19 protein-coding genes are annotated in these 20,816 nt (G+C 66.4%); 5 read left to right on the plus strand and 14 right to left on the minus strand.

Annotated elements, in window-relative coordinates:
- Positions 1–26: 26 nt before the first annotated feature.
- Positions 27–788, plus strand: coding sequence for a YoaK family protein (locus tag BLQ28_RS26505; RefSeq protein ID WP_093246315.1), 762 nt, complete (start codon positions 27–29; stop codon positions 786–788).
- Positions 789–798: 10 nt separating this feature from the next.
- On the opposite strand, the gene BLQ28_RS26510 is transcribed toward BLQ28_RS26505, so the two are convergent.
- From BLQ28_RS26510 to BLQ28_RS26560, 10 genes are all read right to left on the minus strand, one after another.
- Positions 799–1,572 (minus strand): 5'-methylthioadenosine/adenosylhomocysteine nucleosidase, encoded by a 774-nt coding sequence (locus tag BLQ28_RS26510; RefSeq protein WP_093246316.1) that lies wholly within the window; start codon positions 1,570–1,572, stop codon positions 799–801.
- Positions 1,573–1,585: 13 nt separating this feature from the next.
- Positions 1,586–3,217, minus strand: coding sequence for an ABC transporter substrate-binding protein (locus tag BLQ28_RS26515; RefSeq protein ID WP_093246317.1), 1,632 nt, complete (start codon positions 3,215–3,217; stop codon positions 1,586–1,588).
- 36 nt (positions 3,218–3,253) lie between these two features.
- A complete protein-coding gene (locus BLQ28_RS26520; RefSeq protein WP_093246318.1) occupies positions 3,254–4,288 on the minus strand; it encodes a dipeptide ABC transporter ATP-binding protein in 1,035 nt (344 codons plus the stop codon).
- A complete protein-coding gene (locus BLQ28_RS26525; RefSeq protein WP_093246319.1) occupies positions 4,285–5,310 on the minus strand; it encodes an ABC transporter ATP-binding protein in 1,026 nt (341 codons plus the stop codon). Before BLQ28_RS26525 ends, BLQ28_RS26520 begins: the two co-directional genes overlap by 4 nt.
- 118 nt (positions 5,311–5,428) lie before the next feature.
- Positions 5,429–6,331, minus strand: a complete 903-nt coding sequence (locus BLQ28_RS26535; RefSeq protein ID WP_093246320.1) for an ABC transporter permease subunit — start codon at positions 6,329–6,331, stop codon at positions 5,429–5,431.
- A 4-nt stretch (positions 6,332–6,335) separates the two neighbouring features.
- Positions 6,336–7,340 (minus strand): ABC transporter permease subunit, encoded by a 1,005-nt coding sequence (locus tag BLQ28_RS26540; RefSeq protein ID WP_093246321.1) that lies wholly within the window; start codon positions 7,338–7,340, stop codon positions 6,336–6,338.
- A gap of 51 nt (positions 7,341–7,391) precedes the next feature.
- Positions 7,392–9,071 carry a long-chain-fatty-acid--CoA ligase gene (locus BLQ28_RS26545; protein WP_093246322.1) on the minus strand — a complete coding sequence of 560 codons (1,680 nt, stop codon included), beginning with the start codon at positions 9,069–9,071 and terminating at the stop codon, positions 7,392–7,394.
- A gap of 100 nt (positions 9,072–9,171) precedes the next feature.
- Positions 9,172–10,671 (minus strand): NAD(P)(+) transhydrogenase (Re/Si-specific) subunit beta, encoded by a 1,500-nt coding sequence (locus tag BLQ28_RS26550; RefSeq protein ID WP_093246323.1) that lies wholly within the window; start codon positions 10,669–10,671, stop codon positions 9,172–9,174.
- On the minus strand, positions 10,668–11,006 hold the full coding sequence (locus BLQ28_RS26555; RefSeq protein ID WP_093246324.1) for an NAD(P) transhydrogenase subunit alpha part 2: 339 nt from the start codon (positions 11,004–11,006) through the stop codon (positions 10,668–10,670). The genes BLQ28_RS26550 and BLQ28_RS26555 overlap by 4 nt, the downstream gene beginning before the upstream one ends.
- Before the next feature lie 34 nt (positions 11,007–11,040).
- Complete coding sequence (locus tag BLQ28_RS26560) at positions 11,041–12,171, minus strand: Re/Si-specific NAD(P)(+) transhydrogenase subunit alpha (RefSeq protein WP_093246325.1); 1,131 nt, start codon at positions 12,169–12,171, stop codon at positions 11,041–11,043.
- A 441-nt stretch (positions 12,172–12,612) separates the two neighbouring features.
- On the opposite strand from BLQ28_RS26560, the gene BLQ28_RS26565 reads away from it, so the two are divergent.
- The 3 genes from BLQ28_RS26565 (at position 12,613) to BLQ28_RS26575 (ending at position 14,423) form a co-directional block, all read left to right on the plus strand.
- A complete protein-coding gene (locus tag BLQ28_RS26565) occupies positions 12,613–13,326 on the plus strand; it encodes a response regulator transcription factor (protein ID WP_093246326.1) in 714 nt (237 codons plus the stop codon).
- A gap of 151 nt (positions 13,327–13,477) precedes the next feature.
- On the plus strand, positions 13,478–13,912 hold the full coding sequence (locus BLQ28_RS26570; protein WP_093246327.1) for a DUF4019 domain-containing protein: 435 nt from the start codon (positions 13,478–13,480) through the stop codon (positions 13,910–13,912).
- Positions 13,913–13,919: 7 nt separating this feature from the next.
- Complete coding sequence (locus BLQ28_RS26575; protein WP_093246328.1) at positions 13,920–14,423, plus strand: NUDIX hydrolase; 504 nt, start codon at positions 13,920–13,922, stop codon at positions 14,421–14,423.
- On the opposite strand, the gene mnmA is transcribed toward BLQ28_RS26575, so the two are convergent.
- Entirely contained in the window at positions 14,413–15,522 is a 1,110-nt protein-coding gene (gene mnmA, locus BLQ28_RS26580; protein WP_093246329.1) for a tRNA 2-thiouridine(34) synthase MnmA, read from the minus strand. The genes BLQ28_RS26575 and mnmA overlap by 11 nt on opposite strands.
- A gap of 178 nt (positions 15,523–15,700) precedes the next feature.
- Between mnmA and BLQ28_RS26585 the strand changes: the two genes are divergently transcribed.
- Entirely contained in the window at positions 15,701–17,419 is a 1,719-nt protein-coding gene (locus BLQ28_RS26585) for a long-chain-fatty-acid--CoA ligase (RefSeq protein ID WP_093246330.1), read from the plus strand.
- A 13-nt stretch (positions 17,420–17,432) separates the two neighbouring features.
- On the opposite strand, the gene BLQ28_RS26590 is transcribed toward BLQ28_RS26585, so the two are convergent.
- The 3 genes from BLQ28_RS26590 to BLQ28_RS26600 form a co-directional block, all read right to left on the minus strand.
- Entirely contained in the window at positions 17,433–18,422 is a 990-nt protein-coding gene (locus BLQ28_RS26590; protein WP_093246491.1) for an LLM class flavin-dependent oxidoreductase, read from the minus strand.
- 45 nt (positions 18,423–18,467) lie between these two features.
- Complete coding sequence (locus tag BLQ28_RS26595; protein ID WP_093246331.1) at positions 18,468–20,141, minus strand: FxLYD domain-containing protein; 1,674 nt, start codon at positions 20,139–20,141, stop codon at positions 18,468–18,470.
- A gap of 72 nt (positions 20,142–20,213) precedes the next feature.
- Positions 20,214–20,813 carry a hypothetical protein gene (locus BLQ28_RS26600; RefSeq protein ID WP_093246332.1) on the minus strand — a complete coding sequence of 200 codons (600 nt, stop codon included), beginning with the start codon at positions 20,811–20,813 and terminating at the stop codon, positions 20,214–20,216.
- Between the last annotated feature and the right edge of the window lie 3 nt (positions 20,814–20,816).

Consider the following 20,816-nt stretch of genomic DNA (forward strand, 5'->3'; position numbering starts at 1 on the left):
AGCCGGCCGGCGCCACCGGAGAGCCCGTGCGCAGACTTCGCTTCCTCACCAACCGCCATCGCGCGCCGTCCACCAACAGCGCGCTCGGCCTTCTGCTTGCGTTCAATGCGGGCGCCGTCAATGCGGGCGGCTTCCTCGTGCTGCACATGTACACCTCGCACATGACCGGCTTCGCCTCGCAGCTGGCCGACGGCATGGTGCTGGGCAACGTCACGCTGCTGCTGAACGCGCTGGGCGCGATCCTCGCGTTCCTGACCGGTGCTGCGGCCTGCGCCGTACTGGTCAACTGGGGTCGGCAGCATCGCCTGCACGGCGTCTACGCCCTGCCCCTCGTGCTCGAAGCCGCGCTGATGTTTCCGTTCGGGCTCATGGGCGCCATCACCTTGACCTGGGCCACGCCGTTCGCGGTGCCGCTCACCGTGCTGCTGCTGTCGTTCATCATGGGCCTGCAGAACGCGGTGGCGTCGAAGACCTCGGGTGGCAGCATCCGCACGACCCACATGACCGGCAACATCACCGACATGGGAATCGAGCTGGGCAAGATGCTCTACTGGAACCGGCGCGCAACCGCATCGACTCAGACAGCGGTTCGCCACGACCGCAGTCGCCTGCGCAGGGCCGCAGGGCTGGTCGGCATGTTCGTGTTCGGCGGGGCCGTGGGGGCGCTCGGCTTCAAGTACGTCGGCTTCATCTGCGTCGTTCCGCTGGCGGCCTTGCTGCTGGCGCTGTCGATCCCACCGCTGCTTCGCGACATTCCGCTGCGCCGGCTTGCGCAGTGGCGAAACTGACGCCGTCTTCTCAGGCGGCGGTGCCGCCCGTGGCAAGCCACGTGCCCACCAGCGCAAGGCTGTAGCGGCTCGCGACCTCCGCCACGAAGCGCGCGAAGTCGCCATGCGCGGCATCGTCGGCCCGATCCGAAATCGTCCGCATCGCGGCGAAGGGCACACCGTAGTCGTGGCACACCTGCGCCATTGCCGCGCCCTCCATCTCGACCGCGAGCGCATCGGGCAAATCGCGCTGCAAGGCCGCGCTCTCCGCCGTGGTCGATACGAAGCGGTCACCGCTCACCAGCAGGCCGCGGTGCACCCTGGGCCGCCGAAGGCTGAATTCGTCGGCGGCTTGCTGGCCGACCAAGGCCACCGGGTCGCGCAGCACATCGGCTGCCACTGCCGACAGCGCGTTACCGATGGCCGCGTCGGCCGGAAAGCGCGCCATGCCCATCAGCGGAACCTCGTACTTCGGAAAGAGCGGCGAGGCGTCCATGTCGTGCTGCAGCAGCTCGGTTGCAACGACCACGTCGCCGACGTTCACGCCCGGCGCCAGTCCGCCCGCCACGCCGGTGAACACGATCGCGCGCACGCCGAAGCGTTCGAGCAGCACCGTGGCGGTGACCGCCGCCGCAACCTTGCCGATGCGCGACAGCACCGCCACCACCGGCTGGCCCTGCAGATGCCCCACCCAGAAGTCGCGCCCGGCAACCCGGACGCGCTGCTCGTCAGGCATCTGCGCGAGCAGCGCGCTCAGTTCCTCGTGCATGGCCGCCACGATGGCGACCGGTGCGACGCCACTCATGCGGCCACGTCCATCACTTCATGTCCACGCCGTAGAAGGTGTGGCGGCCGAAGGGGCTCAGCTTGAAGTCGACCACTTCCTTGCGCACCGGCTTCAGCTGCACCGCATGCGCGATGGTGAACCACGGCGCCTGCTCCTTGAAGATGACTTGCGCCTTCTTGTAGAGCGCGTCGCGGTCGGCCTGCTTGGTCGTGCTCTTGGCCTTCACCACGAGGTCTTCATACGGCTGGTAGCAGAACTTCGACACGTTGCTGCCGCTGGCCGACTTGGCCGAGGCGCAGCCCAGCAGCGTGTAGAGGAAGTTGTCCGGGTCGCCGTTGTCGCCGGTCCAGCCCATCATGCCCATCTGGTGTTCGCCGGCCTGCAGGCGCTTGCGGTACTCGCCCCACTCGAAGCTCTTGATCTCGGCCTTCACGTTGATCTTGGCCAGGTCGGCCTGCATCAGCTCGGCGATGCGCTTGGCGTTCGGGTTGTATGGACGCTGCACGGGCATGGCCCACAGGTCGGTCGTGAAGCCATCGGGAAAGCCGGCCTGCGCCAGCAGCTTCTTGGCGGCTTCGGGGTCGTACGGGTCGTCCTTCACCGCGTCGTTGTAGGACCACATGCTCGGCGGAATCGGGTTCTTCGCGGCCACGCCGGTCGACAGGTACACGCCGTCGATGATGGCCTTCTTGTTGATCGCCATGCTGATGGCCTTGCGCACGCGCACGTCGTCGAAGGGCTTCTTCGTGGTGTTGAACGACAGGTAGCCCACGTTCAGGCCGGGCTGCTCCAGCAGCTGCACGTTCGGGTCCTTGCGGATCGCGTCGAGGTCGGCCGGGTTCGGGTACGGCATGACGTGGCATTCGCCCTTTTGCAGCTTGGCCCAGCGCACCGACGCATCGGGTGTGATCGCGAACACGAGGTCGTCGATCTTGGCCTTGCCGCCCCAGTACTGCGGGAAGGCCTTGAAGCGGATGATCGCGTCCTTCTGGTATTGCACGAGGTAGAACGGGCCGGTGCCGATCGGGTCCTGGTCGACCTTCTCGGGCGTGCCGGCCTTCAGCATGGCAATGGCGTATTCCTTCGACTGGATGCCCGCGTACTGCATCGCCAGGTTCGCAAGGAACGGTGCCTCGGCCTGGTTGAGCGTGATCTTGACGGTGTAGTCGTCGATGCGGTCCACCGACTTCAGCAGCTTGGGCATGCCCATGTCATTGAAGTACGAGTGGTTCTGGCTCGTGACCTTGAAGTACGGGTCGCTCTCTTTCCACTGCCGCTCGATCATGAAGATGAAGTCGTCGGCGTTGAAGTCGCGCGTGGGCTTGAAGCTCTTGCTGGTGGTGTGCCACTTCACGCCCTTGCGCAGGTGGAAGGTGTAGACCGTGCCGTCGGGCGAGATGTCCCATTTTTCGGCCAGGCCCGGCACGACCTTGGTGCCGCCGCGCTCGAACTCGACGATGGTGTTGTAGACCTGCGTGGTCACGTCGAACGAAGTGCCGGTGGTGTTCATGCCCGGATAGAAATTCTCCGGGCTGCCTTCTGCGCAATACACCAGCGTCTTGGCAGACACGACGCCACAGGCCAGGGTAAGGGCCGCAAGCGCTGTCGGTGCCAGAAGCGCCAGCTTTCGTGAGCGGCGCGAAACGGTGGGCTGGGTCTTCATGTGGACTCCTTGGGACACGGTTGAAAAAGCAGGTTGCTAAGGATTCGTCGCCATCGAGATGGCGGGCGAAGGAACATCGGCGCGGACCGGGGCCGCACCGTCGAGGAACTTCTCCGAAAAGTGGCAGGCCACCAGCCGCTCGTCGAGCAAGCGCGGCAGCGGACGCTCTTCGCGGCAACGCGGCGCCACGTGCGGGCAGCGCGTGCTGAAGACACAGCCCGAAGGCGGATTCAGCGGCGAGGGCAGCTCGCCCTTGAGCACGATGCGCTGGTTGCTGAGGCCCGGCGTCGATGCCAGCAACGCCTGCGTGTAGGGATGCAGCGGCCGCGCGAAGATGCGCGACTTGGGGCCCTGCTCCACCGCGTGGCCCAGGTACATCACCAGCACGTCGTGCGCGATGTGGCGCACCACGCCGAGGTCGTGCGAAATGAAAAGGTACGCAAGGCCCAGTTCGGCCTGCAGGTCGCTCAGCAGGTTCAGCACCTGCGCCTGGATCGACACGTCGAGCGCCGACACCGGCTCGTCGGCCACGAGCAGGCGCGGCGACAACATGAGCGCGCGCGCGATCGCGATGCGCTGGCGCTGGCCGCCCGAGAACATGTGCGGATAGCGGTTGGCGTACTCGGGCCGCAGGCCCACGCGCACGAGCATCTCGCGGGCCTTCGCGGCGCGCTCCGGCTTGCCCAGTGCGGTGTTGATCGCGAGCGGGTCTTCGAGCACCGCCGAGATCTTCTTGCGTGGATTGAGCGAGCCGTAGGGGTTCTGGAACACCAGTTGCACGGCCTGGCGCAGCTCGCGCTTCTGCTCCGCCGCCTGATCCACCGCGTCGGCGCCGACCAACGTGAGCTGCCCCGCCGTCGGCTTCTCGATCAGCGCGATCATCCGCGCCAGCGTCGACTTGCCGCACCCCGACTCGCCGACCACGGCCAGCGTGCGGCCGCGCTCGATGCGAAAGGAGATGTCGCCCACGGCACGCAACTGCGAAGGCGCGCGAAACAACCCGCGCCGGATTTCATAAGTGCGCTGGAGGTTGCGTGCCTCCACCACGACGTTGCTCGTCACTTCGCTCATTGCACGGCCTCGGCAACCGACTGGCGCGGCCTGTCGTTCTCGATGGCCGCCAGCCGCCCCAGCTCGCCGAGCGGGAAGTGGCAACGCACCTCGGCCTCTTGCCACTCGCGCAGCGCCGGCCGCACATGGCAGGCGCGCTCGGTGACGTAGGCGCAACGCGGCGCGAACAGGCAACCGGCGGGCCGGTCGTGCACGCCCGGCACCATGCCGCTGATGGTGGCGAGCCGTCCCTCGGGCGCGGCCCGCTCGGGCAGCGCCGCGAGCAGCGCCTCGGTGTAGGGATGCTGCGGCGATGCGAAGAGGCGGTCGACGCGCTGCTGCTCCATCAGCTGCCCCGCGTACATCACGGCAATGCGCTGCGCCATCTCGCTGACCACGCCCATGTTGTGCGTGATGAGCACGAGCGCCATGCCGCGCTCTTTCTGCAGGTCACGCAGCAGGTCGAGGATCTGCGCCTGGATGGTGACGTCGAGCGCGGTGGTCGGCTCGTCGGCGATCAGCAGGCGCGGGTTGCAGGCGATGGCCATGGCGATCATCACGCGCTGGTTCATGCCGCCCGAGAGCTGGTGCGGATAGCTGCCCAGGCGCGACGACGCGGCCGGAATGCCGACCTGTTCGAGCAGCTCGGTTGCGCGCCGCTTCGCATCGCGCTTGTCGAGCTTCAGGTGCAGCCGCAGCGTTTCCATGAGCTGGAAGCCGATGGTGAAGCAGGGGTTGAGGCTCGTGGTCGGCTCCTGGAAGATCATCGCGACCTCCTTGCCGACCAGCGAGCGGCGCACCTTGTCGGAGATGCCGAGCAGCTCCTTGCCCGCGAAGCGCATGTGGTCCGCGCGCACCCGGCCGGGAAAGCCGACGAGGCCCATCAGCGCCATCATCGTGACGCTCTTGCCCGAGCCCGATTCGCCGACGATGCCGAGCACTTCGCCCTCTTCGAGCCTGAGGCTCACGCCGTCGACGGCATGCAGCACGCCGCCTTGTGTAGGGAACTCGACGTGCAAATCCTTGATGTCCAGAAGGCTCATCTCTCCCCCAGTCTTCGCGCACTTCGTGTCGCTACGCCAACCCCCTCGCAGGGGGCGATACCGGCGGCCCGGCAAAGCCGGTTCCGCGGTATCCCTGGAATGAGGAAATCGATACTTTTCATCGTTTCAGCTTCGGGTCGAGCGCGTCGCGCAGCCCGTCGCCCAGCAGGTTGAAGGCCAGCACGGCCATGAGAATCGCAAGGCCGGGGAAGGTGACGACCCACCACGCGCGCAGCACGAATTCGCGCGCATCGGCCAGCATCGTTCCCCATTCGGGCGACGGTGGCTGCGCGCCGAGGCCGAGAAAGCCGAGCGCGGCCGCATCGAGGATGGCGGTCGAGATGCCGAGCGAGGCCTGCACGATCAGCGGCGCGGCGCAGTTGGGCAGCACCTCGCGGAACATCAGGCGCAGCGTGCCGGCGCCGCTGACGCGCGCGGCGGTCACGTAGTCGCGCGAGACCTCGGCGATGACGGCGGCGCGCGTGATGCGCACGTAGTGCGGCAGCACCACGATCGCCACCGCGAGCATCGCGTTCACCAGGCCCGGCCCGAGGATCGCGACGATCACGATGGCGAGCAGCAGGCTCGGCAGCGTGAGCACGATGTCCATGAGCCGCATGATCGCGATCTCGAGCATGCCGCGAAAGAACCCCGCGATGAGGCCGAGCACCACGCCCGCGACCACCGACAGCGCGACCACCGCGACACCGATCGACAGCGAGAGCCGTGCGCCATGCATGAGGCGCGAAAGAATGTCGCGCCCGATCGCGTCGGTGCCCAGCAGGTAGCTGACGCTGCCGCCCTGCTGCCACGCCGGCGGCTGCAGGAAGACGGCGCTGTTGGTTTCGTTCGGCGCGTGCGGTGCGATCCACGGCGCGAACAGCGCGACGAGCAGCAGCAGGACGATGATGGCCAGCCCGATGACCGCGCCACGATTGGCCGAGAAGGCCGTCCAGAACTCGCGCCAGGGGCCGGGCGGTGCGGGGCTTGCGCCGGGGGAAATGATTTGTGTGGTCGCCATGCGTTCAGCGCCGGATGCGGGGGTTGATGACGCCGTAAGCCACGTCGACGAGCAGGTTGACCATCATCACGATGGCACCGAGCAGCAGCATGCCGCCCTGCAGCACCGGATAGTCGCGCCGGCCGATGGCCTCGATGAGCCACTTGCCGACGCCGGGCCAGGAGAAGATGGTCTCGGTGAGGATCGCGCCGGTGAACAGCACGCCCACCTGCAGCCCGATGACGGTGACGACCGGGATCAGCGCATTGCGCAGCGCATGCAGCCCCACCACGCGAAAGCGCGAGAGGCCCTTGGCGCGCGCGGTGCGGATGTAGTCTTCGCCGAGCACCTCGAGCATGGCCGAGCGCGTCATGCGCGCGATGACGGCGAGCGGCACGGTGCCCAGCACCACGGCCGGCAAGATCAGGTGATGCAGCGCCGACCAGAAGGCATCGGTGTCGCCGGCGCGCAGCGAGTCGATCAGCAAAAAGCCGGTGTCGGGCTCGATGTAGTACTGCACCGCGATGCGCCCCGACACGGGCGTCCATCCGAGCTGCACCGAGAAGAACAGGATCAGCAGCAGGCCCCACCAGAAGATCGGCATCGAGTAGCCGGTGAGCGACGTGGCCATGACGCCATGATCGAAGATGGAATTGCGCCGCACCGCCGCCAGGATGCCGGCCGGCAGGCCGAGCAGCAGCGCGAAAAGAATCGCGCAGACCGCAAGCTCCACCGTGGCCGGGAAGAGCGCGAGGAACTCGCTCATCACCGTGTCTTGCGTGATGAGCGACTTGCCGAGGTCACCGTGCAGCACGCGGCCGATGTAGATGCCGTACTGCACGATCACGGGCTTGTCGAAGCCGTAGGCGGTGCGCAGTTCGGCATGGCGCGCGGGATCGATCCCGCGCTCGCCGGCCATGGTTTCTATGGGATCACCCGGCACGAGCCGGATGAGGAAGAAGGCGAGCAATGTCATGCCGATGAAGGTCGGCACCAACAGGCTCACACGGGTAAGAATGAATCGAAACATCGACCCGCGAATATGCAAGATCGATGCCGTGGCCCTACCCGGGCCGAACCCTTACTTCTTCGCGTCTCGCAACTCGCGGCGAAGGATCTTGCCGACCGGTGTCTTCGGCATGTCCGTACGAAACTCTACGATTCGCGGCTGCTTGTAACCCGTTAGGTTTGCTCTGCAATATTCGCGCACTTGGGCCTCTGTGAGCGAAGGGTCTTTCTTGACGATCACGAGCTTCACGGCTTCGCCGGTCTTCTCATCAGGCACACCGACCGCCGCGCATTCGAGCACGCCCGGAATCAGTGCCACCACGTCTTCGATCTCGTTCGGGTACACGTTGAAGCCCGACACCAGGATCATGTCCTTCTTGCGGTCGACCACCTTGAAGTAGCCGCGCTCGTCGACCACGCCGATGTCGCCGCTCTTGAAGTAGCCATCGGGCGTCATGACCTTCGCGGTCTCGTCGGGGCGCTGCCAGTAGCCGGCCATCACCTGCGGGCCCTTGATCGCGATCTCGCCGCGCTCGCCCACAGGCACTTCGTTGCCTTCGTCGTCGAGCAGCTTGAGCCAGGTGTTCGGCAGCGGCAGGCCGATGGTGCCGGTGTAGGCGGTGCTGTTGGTGGGGTTGCAGGTGGTCGACGGCGAGGTCTCCGACAGGCCGTAGCCCTCGCAGATCGAGCAGCCGGTTTTCTCGAGCCAGAGCTTGGCCACCGCGGCCTGCACGGCCATGCCGCCGCCGACCGAGATCTTGAGGTTCTTCCAGTTGACGGTGTTGAAGTCGGGGTGGTTCGCCAGGCCGTTGAACAGCGTGTTGACGGCCGGGAAGCTGTGGATGGTGTGCTTCGACAGTTCCTTGAGCACGCCCGCGATGTCGCGCGGATTCGGGATCAGGATCAGCTTGCCGCCCGTGCGCATGTTCAGCATCATGCCGACCGTGAACGCGAAGATGTGATACAGCGGCAGCGCGCACACGCTGGTGGGCTGTTCATTGGCGGGCACCTTCTCCATGGCCGGCGCGTTCCATGCCTCGGACTGCAGCACGTTGGCGATCACGTTGCGATGCAGCAGCACCGCGCCCTTCGACACGCCCGTGGTGCCGCCGGTGTACTGCAGCACGGCCACGTCGTCGGGGCCGATGGCCACGGGTTGCGGCGCGCGGCTGGCGCCCTTGTCGAGCGCATCGTTGAAGCGCACCGCGCCCGGCAGGCTGAAGTGCGGCACCAGCTTCTTGACGTTGCGCACCACGTAGTTGACGAGCGCGCCCTTGAGGAAGCCCAGGCGGTCGCCCATGGAGGCCAGCACGATGTGCTTGATCGGCGTGGCCGCGATGCATTGCTGCAGCGTGGTGCCGAAGTTCTCCATGATGATGATGGTCTTGGCGCCCGAGTCCTTGAGCTGGTGCTCGAGTTCGCGCGGCGTGTACAGCGGGTTCACGTTGACCAGGATCAGGCCTGCGCGCAGGATGCCCGCGACCGCGATCGGGTACTGCGGGCAGTTGGGCATCATCGCGGCCACGCGGTCGCCCTTGACCAGGCCGAGCCCCTGCAGATAGCCCGCGAAGGCGCGGCTCTGCTTGTCGGTCTCGGCGTAGCTGATGTCCTTGCCCATGAAGCTGTAGGCCGTGCGGTCGGCGTACTTCGTGAAGCTCTCTTCCATGAGCGCGACCAGCGAGGGGTACTGCGAAGCATCGATATCGGCGGGCACACCCTGCGGGTAGCTGCTGAGCCAGGGACGGTCGGTCATTGGTTTTGTCTCCTCCGGGAGTCGGACAGTTGAAAACGAAAACGGCGCACGAAGTGGCGCCGCCAGGAACTCGCCCGCATCGCGGGCACGGACCTTCGGCCTATTCGATGGCCTTGCCCATATCTTCTACTACTTTCTTGGCATCGCCAAAAACCATCATGGTCTTGTCCATGTAGAAGAGCTCGTTGTCCAGGCCCGCATAACCCGCGGCCATGGAGCGCTTGTTCACGATCACGGTCTTGGCCTTGTAGGCCTCAAGAATGGGCATGCCGTAGATCGGGCTGCCCTTGGTGTGGGCGGCCGGGTTCACCACGTCGTTGGCGCCCAGGATGATCGCCACGTCGGCCTGGCCGAACTCGCCGTTGATGTCTTCCATCTCGAACACCTGGTCGTAGGGCACCTCGGCTTCAGCCAGCAGCACGTTCATGTGGCCGGGCATGCGGCCCGCCACCGGGTGGATGGCGTACTTGACGGTGATGCCCTTGTCGGTGAGCTTTTGCGCCAGCTCCTTCACCGCATGCTGCGCGCGTGCCACGGCAAGGCCATAGCCCGGCACGATGACGACCGTCTCTGCATTGCCGAGCACGAAGGCCGCGTCGTCGGCGCTGCCGGTCTTCACCGGGCGCTGTTCCTTCGCCGCACCGCCGGCGCTGGCGGCCTCGCCACCGAAGCCGCCCAGGATCACGTTGAAGAACGAGCGGTTCATGGCCTTGCACATGATGTAGCTCAGGATCGCACCCGAGGAGCCCACCAGCGAACCGGCCACGATCAGCATCGCGTTGTTCAGACTGAAGCCGATGCCCGCCGCCGCCCAGCCCGAGTAGCTGTTGAGCATCGACACCACCACCGGCATGTCGGCGCCGCCGATCGGGATGATGATGAGCACGCCCATCACGAAGGCCAGCGCCAGCATCGCGAAGAACGCGCCCCAGTTTTCGGTGGCCACGAACAGCAGGCCCAGCGCGATGGTCAGGAGGCCCAGCACCAGGTTCAGCATGTGCTGGCCCTTGAACTGCACCGGCGCACCCTGGAACAGGCGGAACTTGTACTTGCCCGACAGCTTGCCGAAGGCGATGACCGAGCCGCTGAAGGTGATGGCACCGATGGCCGCACCCAGGAACAGTTCGAGCCGGTTGCCGTAGGGAATGCCGTAGCGCACGAAGCCGTCGAGAACGAGCGCGCCATCGGGCGTGGCGGCACCGATCAGCGCGGCCACGGGTGCGGCCGTGATGCCGAAGGCCCAGGGCTCGGCCACGGCAGCCACACCGATGAAGACCGCAGCCAGGCCGATCATGCTGTGCATGAATGCGACCAGCTCGGGCATCTTGGTCATCTCGACCTTGTTGGCCATGAACGCGCCCAGGCCACCGCCGACGACCACGGCCGCCAGCACATAGCCGATGCCGGTACCGAAGTCGACGTTGAGCGAACGCGTCAACCCGTGGATCAGCGCGATGGTCGTCAGCACGGCGATCGCCATGCCGGTCATGCCGAAGATGTTGCCGCGGATCGAGGTGGTGGGATGGGACAGGCCCTTCAGGGCCTGGATGAAGCAGACGCTGGCAATGAGATACAGCAGCGTGACGAGGTTCATGCTCACTTGGCGGCTCCCTCTTCTGCCTTTGCGGCGCCTGGTGCGGCCTTCTTCTCTTTCTTCTTGAACATCTCCAGCATGCGGCGGGTGACCAGGAAGCCACCGAAGACGTTCACCGCCGCCAGCGCCACGGCCAGCACGCCCATGGTCTTGCCCAGCGGCGTGGTGGTGAGTGCGGCCGCCAGCATGGCGCCCACGATGACGATGGCGGAGATCGCGTTGGTCACCGCCATCAGCGGCGTATGCAGCGCGGGGGTGACGGTCCAGACCACGTGGTAGCCGACGTAGATCGCCAGCACGAAGATGATCAGGTTGATGACGGTATGGGAAACGGGATCCATGGCGCTTGTTCTCCTCGCGTTTTCGCTTGTTCGCTTATTTCCGGGTGACCTGGCCGTCTTGCGTGACGCGGCAGGCAGCGACGATGTCGTCCTCGAGGTCGATCTTCAGCGCGCCCTCCTTGGTGACGATCAGCTTGAGAAAGTCGAGCACGTTGCGCGCGTAGAGCGCCGACGCGTCGGCCGCCACGAGCGCCGCGAGATTGGTCTCGCCCACGATGGTCACGCCATGCTTGACCACGGTCTTGTCGGCTTCCGACAGCGGGCAGTTGCCGCCCACGCCATCGGGGCCCTTGCCCGCGGCGATGTCGACGATCACCGAACCCGGCTTCATGGCCTTGACCATGTCTTCGGTGATGAGCGTCGGCGCGGCGCGTCCGGGAATGAGCGCGGTGCTGATCACGATGTCGGCCAGCGCCACGCGCTTGGCGACTTCGATCTGCTGGCGCGCGAGCCAGCTCGGGGGCATCGGCTTGGCATAGCCGCCGACACCGACGGCGGCTTCTTTTTCTTCATCGGTGTCGTAGGACACCTCGATGAACTTGCCGCCGAGCGATTCGATCTGTTCCTTGACGCTGGGGCGCACGTCGGAAGCTTCGATGACGGCGCCCAGCCGCTTGGCCGTCGCGATGGCCTGCAGGCCGGCGACACCGACGCCGAGGATGACGACGCGCGCGGCCTTCACGGTGCCGGCCGCCGTCATGAGCATCGGGAAGAAACGCTGGTATCTGTCGGCCGCGATCATCACGGCCTTGTAGCCGGCGATGTTGGCTTGCGAAGAGAGCACGTCCATGCTCTGCGCGCGCGTGGTGCGCGGCGCGGCTTCGAGGGCGAAGCCGACGACGCCGGCCGACGCCAGGCGTTGCAGGCCGGTGGCATCGAAAGGATTGAGCATGCCGATGACGACGGCGCCGGACTTGAGCAGCGCGGCTTCCGCATCGGTGGGCGTGCGCACCTTGAGGACCATGTCGGCACCGAAGGCGCCCGCCTGGTCGGTGATCTCTGCCCCTGCGGCCTGGTAGGCGGCATCGGTGACGCTGGCTGCGACGCCGGCGCCCGACTGCACGCGAACGGTGTGCCCTGAGGCCGAAAGTTTCTTCACCGTTTCAGGTGTAACGGCCACTCGGGTTTCGCCAGCCAGTGTCTCGGCAGGCACGCCTATCAGCATAGAGATCTCCTCAGGGCAAGGGGGCACACGGAATGCGGGCAGAGCTTACAGCAAGATTACAGACGCTTGCTGTCGCCAAAATGCCCCGCACCCCTTGCCCGGGAGCGCCGGTGGATGCTGTGGTCTTAGCTATCTAATTCATAGCGAATCGAGGATGCCGCCCTTCATGCGGGTGCGGATCGCGATCTTCACGATGCCCTGGTGAGATCGACTGTGGCACCGCTTGTCCAGCACTCAATTGTTGGTGACACCTCGCTCAATCTTGCCCAAGAAAATCTTCATTTGTATTCAACTGACGCCAATTGTCCGCACTACTTCCTTGAAAAACTGGATTAGCGTGCATTAGTTGCAATTCACATTTCTTACGCCAGTCGCAGATAGATACACTTCAGGCAGATCGTCGGCTCAACGAGGCTGGCGCAGGGAGGAAAAGGGGATGGAATGCGAATTGCCGTACTGGACGCTGGCCCGGATCAGCTCAAGCTGATCAATCAAACCATGGTGGGACTCGGACACGAGTGCCACCTGTACACCGAAGGACGAACACTGCTGCAGGCGTTGCGCCGGCAGACCTTCGACCTGCTCATCCTGGACTGGAGCCTGCCCGACATGGCCGGGCCGGACGTCGTGAAGACCATCCGGCAGGAGCTCAAGAGCCGTCTTCCCATTCTTTTCGTGACCGACCGGCGCGACGAGGCGAACATGGTCGAGGGCCTCAATGCCGGCGCCGACGACTTCATGGCCAAGCCGATCCGCGCGGGCGAACTCGAAGCACGCATCAAGGCCTTGCTGCGCCGATCCTACCCGGCGCAGCACGAGTCCGAACTGATCTTCGGCCCTTACCACTTCTATCCGCCTTCGCGCGTGTTGAAGGTCCGTGGGGCGCCGGTCGAACTGAAGAACCGGGAGTACGAACTCGCGCTTTTCCTGTTCCAGAACCTCGGGCGGCTTCTTTCGCGCGAGCATCTGCACGAGGCCGTCTGGGGCCTGGGCATCGAGGCGCTGTCGCGGTCTCTCGACACCCACATTTCGCGCCTGCGAACCAAGCTCGACCTGCGGCCTGCGAACGGCTTTCTGCTGCTGGCCATCTATGGCCTGGGGTACCGGCTGGAAACGATCGAGTCGGACGCGCTTCCCAAGACCAGTACGCGGTAACCGAGGCACCCCGTTGCCGAGGCACGCAACAGCCTCCCGCCTGCCCCGGCCTTCGCGGGAATCTCCCGCGCGCTAAAGTCTCCAACGGTTCTGCCGCCCGGAGACCACTCATCGGGCACCCCGCGACCTCCCCTCACAAGGAACAAGACGAATGCCCCGAATGATCCGGTTTCTGCTCGCCGCCGCGCTGCTTTGGAGTTGGTTCGGCCCTGCCGCCGCCCAGGACGTCGAGCCCAGCGACATGGTTCGAGGCGGCATGCAGGCGATCCAGATGATCGACCAGGGCAGGGCCGGCGAACTTTGGGACGGCGCCACCGCCGCCACCCGCAAGCGCGTGACGCGCGCCGACTTCATGAGCAAGGTCACCGGAAACCGCGCCTCGCTCGGCGCACCGCGGCAGCGCGTCTGGGTGGCCATCAATCGCCAGGTGGTGACCGACCCTGACAGCGACACGGCCGGCCAGTACGTCAGCGTCGAATACGAAACCCGCTTCACCAACAAGCCCGAGAACACCCTGCGCGAACTCGTGAGCTTTCACCTCGACAGCGACCGCGTCTGGCGCTTCAGCGGCTACGTGCTGCGGTAGCCCCGCAATGGCTGCCGTGCGCTGGAAGCCCAATGTCACTGTGGCTGCGGTGATCGAACGGGATGGACGTTTCCTGCTGGTCGAGGAGCATGCCGCCGACGGCCTTCGGCTCAACACGCCCGCCGGGCACCTGGACCCCGGCGAATCCCCCGCCGAGGGCTGCGTGCGCGAGACGCTTGAAGAAACCGCCCACCATTTCACGCCCACGGCGCTCATCGGCATCTACATGGCCCGTGCCCGGCCGCAAGCCGAACAAGGCGAAGACGTGACCTACATGCGCTTCGCCTTCACCGGCACGCTCGGCGCGCTGGAAGAAGGCCGCGCACTCGACGAAGGCATCGTGCGCACCGTATGGATGACGCTCGCCGAGATTCGCGCCAGCGTCGCGCGGCATCGCAGTCCGTTGCTGCTGCAATGCATCGAGGACTACCTGGCCGGCAAGCGCTACTCGCTCGATATGGTTCACATCGACGAGTCGGTGCGCTCGGCACCGCCAGCGGTCAAACGATGACGCCGCCCCCCAGGCAGCGCTCGCCGTCGTAGAGCACGGCCGACTGCCCCGGCGTGACCGCCCATTGCGGCTCGCCGAAGCGCAGGCTGAACCCCTGGGCCCCACCCGTCTCGCCGGCTCCCATGTCGCAGGCCGCATCGGCCTGCCGGTAGCGCGCCTTCGATCCGTAGGCGCCCGGCACAGGCGCCTCGCCCGCCACCCAGCTTGCATCGTCGGCCTTCAGTTCCGACGACAGCAGCCACGGATGGTCGTGGCCCTGCACCACCCAGAGCGTGTTCTTCTCGACGTCCTTGCGTGCCACGAACCAGGGCGAATGGTCGCCCGAGCCACGCTGCGCGCCCTTCTCCTTGACGCCGCCGATGCCCAGCCCCTGCCGCTGGCCCAGCGTGTAGAAGCTCAGCCCCTGGTGCTCGCCCAGCTTGCGGCCCCGGTCGTCCTTGATCGGGCCCGGTTCCTTCGAGATGTAGCGGTTCAGGAAATCGCGGAACGGCCGCTCGCCGATGAAGCAGATGCCGGTCGAGTCCTTCTTCTTCGCGTTCGGCAGGCCGATCTGTTCGGCGATGCGGCGCACCTCGGTCTTGTGCAGCTCGCCGACCGGGAACAGCGTCTTCGACAGCTGCGCCTGGTTCAGGCGATGCAGGAAGTAGCTCTGGTCTTTTGACGCGTCGAGCCCCTTCAGCAGTTCGTGCCTGCCAGTGGCCTCGTTCAGCCGCACGCGCGCGTAATGCCCGGTGGCGATCTTCTCGGCGCCCAGCCGCATTGCGTGATCGAGGAAGGCCTTGAACTTGATCTCGGCGTTGCACAGCACGTCGGGGTTGGGCGTGCGGCCGGCCTTGTATTCGCGCAGGAACTCAGCGAACACGCGGTCCTTGTAGTCGGCCGCGAAGTTGACGTGCTCGATCTCGATGCCCAACACGTCGGCCACGCTGGCCGCGTCGATGAAGTCGATGTTCGACGAGCAGTATTCGCTGTCGTCATCGTCTTCCCAGTTCTTCATGAAGATGCCGACCACCTCGTGCCCCTGCTGCTTGAGCAGGTGCGCCGTGACCGCGGAGTCCACCCCGCCGCTCAGTCCCACCACGATCCGTTGCTTTGCCATAAGCCCGCCATTGTCCCAGCCTCGCGGTAGGGGCTTCCCGCGTGTGGGAAATCGGGAAAACCCGTGTCGCCTGCATGTCAGTCCGGGGGCCACAGTGGAAAGACCGGGCGCTACAGTGCCTCCGAAGGGCGGCACAGACCCGCCCGCGCGATTTGCAACAGCACAGCGGAGACAACGCATGGCCATCCCTTCCCCCTCTGGCGACAACACCCCCTGGACGCGCGCGTACCCGCCCGGCATGCGCTGGGACGCCGAGTTGCCCGTCAAGCCGGTCCAGCAGATGCTCGACGAAGCCGTCGCGCGATGGCCCGGGCACTCCGCCGTCGAGTTCATGGGCCAGGTCATGACCTATGGCGAACTCGGTGCCGCGGTCGACCGCGCCGCCAAGGGCCTGCAGGACCTGGGCGTGAAGCCCGGCGTGCACGTCGGCCTGTACCTGCCGAACACGCCCCACTACCCGATCGCATTCTTCGCGGTGCTCAAGGCCGGCGGCACGGTGGTGAACTACTCGCCGCTCGACGCCGAGCGCGTGCTGGCCCACAAGATCGAAGACAGCCGCACCAACATCCTGATCACGCTCGACCTCGCCAATCTCTACCCGCTGATGGCGCGGCTGCTCGACAACTCGCGCCTGCAGAAACTGGTGGTCGGCAGCCTGGGCGACTACGGCGCGGCCGGCGACAAGGTGCAGGCCCAGTTGCAGGCCGCGGGCCAGATCGCCGCCGTGCCCACCGACGACCGGCATGTGCGCTTCACCGCCCTGCTGAAAAGCGAAGGCGCGCACCGCACCTATCCGCTGGGCGATCTCGCGCAAGAGATCGTGGTGCTGCAGTACACCGGCGGCACCACCGGCCTGCCCAAGGGCGCGATGCTCACGCACGCCAACCTCACGTCGGCCAGCGCGCAGTACTACGAGTCGACGCGCGGCGAGCCGCCCATCCTCGACGAAGGCAGCGAGCGCTTTCTGGTCGTGCTGCCGCTGTTCCACATCTTCGCGCTGAGTGCCGCGATGCTGCTCGGCGTGCGCCTGGGCGCGGCGCTGGTGCTGCACACGCGCTTCGATGTCGATGCCGTGATGAACGAGCTGGCCGCCAGCAGGATCAGCGTGTTCCCCGGCGTGCCGACGATGTACACGGCCATCCTGTCGCACCCCAAGGCCAAGGAGATGGACCTGCGCTCGCTCAAGTTCTGCGGCTCGGGCGGCGCACCGTTGCCGGTGGAGGTGGAGCAGCGCTTCTTCGCGCTCACCGGCTGCCACCTCAACGAAGGCTGGGGCATGACCGAGACCTCGCCGGTGGGCACCTTCACGCCCGCGCGCGGCGTGCGCAAGGCGGGCTCGTGCGGCATGCCGTTGCCGCAGGTGCGCATCAAGCTCGTGAGCCTGGACGATCCGACGAAGGACGTGACCGCGTTCGGCGAAGCGGGCGAGCTGTGCGTCAAGGGCCCGAACGTGATGAAGGGCTACTGGAACAACCCCAAGGCCACGGCCGAGTCGATGACGCCCGACGGTTATTTCCGCAGCGGCGACGTCGCGAAGATGGACGCCGACGGCTACTTCTACATCGTCGATCGCACCAAGGACATGCTGCTGTGCGGCGGCTACAACGTCTATCCGCGCGTGCTCGAAGAAGCGGTGTACGAGCATCCCTCGGTGGCCGAGGTCTGCGTGATCGGCGTGCCCGACGACTACCGCGGCCAGTCGCCAAAAGCCTTCATCAAGCTGAAGGAAGGCGCGCCCGAACTCACGCTCGATGCGCTCAAGCTGTTCCTGAAAGACCGCCTGGGCAAGCACGAGATGATCGGCGCGCTGGAGCTGCGCGCGGAGCTACCCAAGACGGCCGTGGGCAAGCTCTCGAAGAAGGACCTCGTCGACGAGGAAGCCCGCAAGCGGGCCTGACTGACGGTTGCGGCTACTTCTTCTGGCCGAAGGCTTCGGCCAGGAGTTCGTACGAGCGCAGCCGCGCAACGTGGTCGAACACCTGCGAGGTGATCATGAGTTCGTCGGCGCCGGTGCGCGCCACGAACGCTTCCACGCCCTTCTTGACCGTGTCGACCGAACCGACCGCGGAACACGACAGCACCGAGTCGAGCAGTGCGTTCTCGGCCGGCCCGACCTTCTGGCGGTAGTTCTCGACCGGCGGCGGCAGGCGACCGGGCCGGCCGCTGCGCAGGTTGACGAAGGCCTGCTGCCACGACGTGGCGCGGAACTCGGCCTCTTCGTCGGTGTCGGCCGCGAACACATTGAAGCCCAGCATCACGTACGGCTTCTGCAGCTGCGCCGAGGGCTTGAAGGTCTCACGGTAGATCTGGATGGCCTGCATGATCTGCTGCGGCGCGAAGTGCGAGGCAAAGGCATAGGGCAAGCCCAGGTGCGCCGCGAGCTGCGCGCCGAAGGTGCTGGAGCCGAGGATCCACACCGGCACTTCGAGCCCCGCGCCGGGCACGGCTCGCACGGGCTGCTGCGGCGTCTTCGACATGAAGTCCATCAGCTCGATCACGTCCTGCGGGAACTGGTCGGCATCCGATTCGAGGTTGCGGCGCAGCGCCCGCGCGGTGCGCTGGTCGGAGCCGGGCGCACGCCCCAGGCCCAGGTCGATGCGACCCGGGTACAGCGACTCCAGCGTGCCGAACTGCTCGGCGATCACCAGCGGCGAATGGTTCGGCAGCATCACGCCGCCGGCACCGATGCGGATGGTCGACGTGCCCGCCCCCACGTACGACAGCAGCACTGCCGTGGCCGCGCTCGCAATGCCCGGCATGCCGTGGTGCTCGGCCAGCCAGTAGCGCGTGTAGCCCAGCTTCTCGCCGTGCTGCGCGAGCGAGAGCGAGTTGCGGAACGACTGCGCGGCGTCGCTGCCTTCGATGATCGGGGAGAGGTCGAGGATCGATAACGGAATCATGGGCGCGATCATGGCGCGAACCGCCCAACGCCGTCAGGCGAGGGGCTATTCGGTTTGGTATAGCGTCGTCACGCTCGCGAAGTCGCGGCCGTTCTGCTCCACGTTCACCTGGAAAGGCACGCTCTCGCCCGGCGCGATGGCCGGCAGGTTCTCCACCAGCTTGAAGCCCGTGAGCTGTCCGTTGCGGTCGCGCAGGCTGACCCACAGCCGCACCTTGCCGACGATGCCCGCGCCCGGGTTCTTCACGGTGCCCGTGACTTCGACGCTCTTGTAGGTGAAGCGCTGGCTGAAGTTGAGCAGCACGCTGCCGGTCTCGGCCTTGGTGCCCGTCACCTTCACCTCGAGCGGCATGCGCGGCCCCGGCATGGCGGCCCGGCGCATCGGCTTCCACTCGATGCGGGTGTCGGTGATGCGCTCCATGTCTTCCGGCTCCAGGAAGATCGGAAAGCGCTCGCCCGGATAGAGGTACGCCAGCCCCGAGATGTTGGTCGTGCCATCGGCCTTGCTGCCGCTGAAGCGCGAGATCACGCCGCCCGGCGCGATGACCACCGCGTCGGTGCTGCGGTTCACGAGTTCGGTCAGGAACAGCCGCTGCTGGATGTTGTTGCGCCCGTCGATCAGCGGCAGCAGCTCGAGCTGCTTCGGATCGAAGCGCTCGCTGTCGTCGGCCAGCAGGTCTTCGGTGCCCAGGCGCAGGTCGGGGTTGAAGCGCTCCGGCGCACCGGTGGTGCGGATCACGCGATCGGCGCTCAGCACCGCCGTGCGTGCGCCCGAGGCCTCGACCGTGCTGTAGCCGATGCGGTAGTCCCACGCCGCGATGGCCGCCGCGCGGCCGAAGCGCGCAATGCTCAGGTCCACCGAGGTCTGCGCGCCCGCCTTGAGTTCGTTCGCTTGCCCGTAGCCGTGGCCGAAGCCGATCACCTGCCCCGCGTCGTCGTACAGCGTGGCCAGTACCTCGATGCCGCCGAGCATGGCGCCGTCCTTGCGCGTGTTGGCGACGCGCCCCACCAGCCGCACGCGCTCGCCCTGCTGCACCAGCCGCACGCGCGAGAAGCTCATGCGCGGCCCCTCGACCGCGTTGTAGGGCTCGGCCAGCTTCTGCACCTGCAGCTCCTGCCGCGTGATGTTCTTGCCGCTGGGCATGTCGATCAGCGCGGGCGTGCTCTCGCCCGCTTCGAGCACCGAGATCGGCACCATCTCGCTGCGCTCGTCGAGACGGGTCTCGCCGTCGTAGTACGTGGCCCGGATGCCCGCGCGCGACAAGGGCTTGCCGGTCTCGTTGCGCACCACCACCAGCAGCTTGGGCACGGCCGAACTGCCGCTGCCCACCAGCACCTGCCGGGGCTCGCCGAGCTTCAGGCCATCCGTCGGGATGGTGCGGTCGATGACGGCAGCCACCACCGGCTGCGAGCCGGGCTGGTTGCGCGACCCGAGGAACACGTCAGCGAGGCTCCCCACCAGCAAGATGCCCAGCACGACGACCACGCCGATGCCGATCTTGCGCAGCATCAGCTTCTGCCGGAGCGCTTCCTCTGCCGCCAGTCGCCTGCCTGCCTCGTTCTTGACCTGGTTGAGCACGCGTTCAAGCCGGTCGGACACGTTGTCCTCGACCAGCGTGACGGAGCCGCAGTGCTCGCAGGTGTACTCATTGAGCCCGGTGCGCTTGAGCACGCTGCTGCCGCACTCGCCGCACTTGAGCGTCTGGAGATCGATGGTCATGAAGTGCTTCCGCTTTCTTGTTCTGCCCGCGATTCTCCCTGCACCCTGTTGCCTGCCGCGGTCATGCGCCTGCTACCAGCCGAATTCATCCACGATGGCTTCGGCCGTGGCGGCGTCGCCAAGCAGCGACACGAGCCGCTTTACCAGGTGCGCGCGTTGCACCGGGTCGACGCTGTCGTCGTCCAGGAACAGGTCGTCGCCGGCCTCTTCCACGAACTGGCCCACGGTGCCCAGGCAGGCGGCCATCTGCAGGATGTCGGCAAAGATCGGCTCGTCGTCCTGCCACGCGCCCGCGCCGTGCCGCGCGAACCGGATCGCACCCGTGCGCAGGTCGAAGATGAACGGGTCCGCGCCCTGGTCGGCCACCACCAGCCAATGGTCGGGCCAGTCGGCCAGGCGCTCGCCGGTGATGCCGTGCCAGCGGTAGCCGGCCTGCAAATGCCACAGGCGCGAGAGCGGCGGAATGCAGAAGGGATTGCCAACGTTCGGGACCGTGAGGCCCGCGTAACCCACGCGGTCGTTGACCCACTCGCCGAGCGGGCCGACCTGTTCGTAGAACATTGCGATGGCGGGCGGCAGCGGAATGTCGCCGTGCCAATGCGTCGCAGCCGGTTGCGGCGCCAGCTCGCCGTGCGGAGCCAGGGCCGCGCGGGCCTGTTCGATCGATGCCAAGTC

Origin of the sequence: Variovorax sp. EL159, assembly GCF_900100965.1 — a bacterium.
Lineage (GTDB): Bacteria > Pseudomonadota > Gammaproteobacteria > Burkholderiales > Burkholderiaceae_C > Variovorax.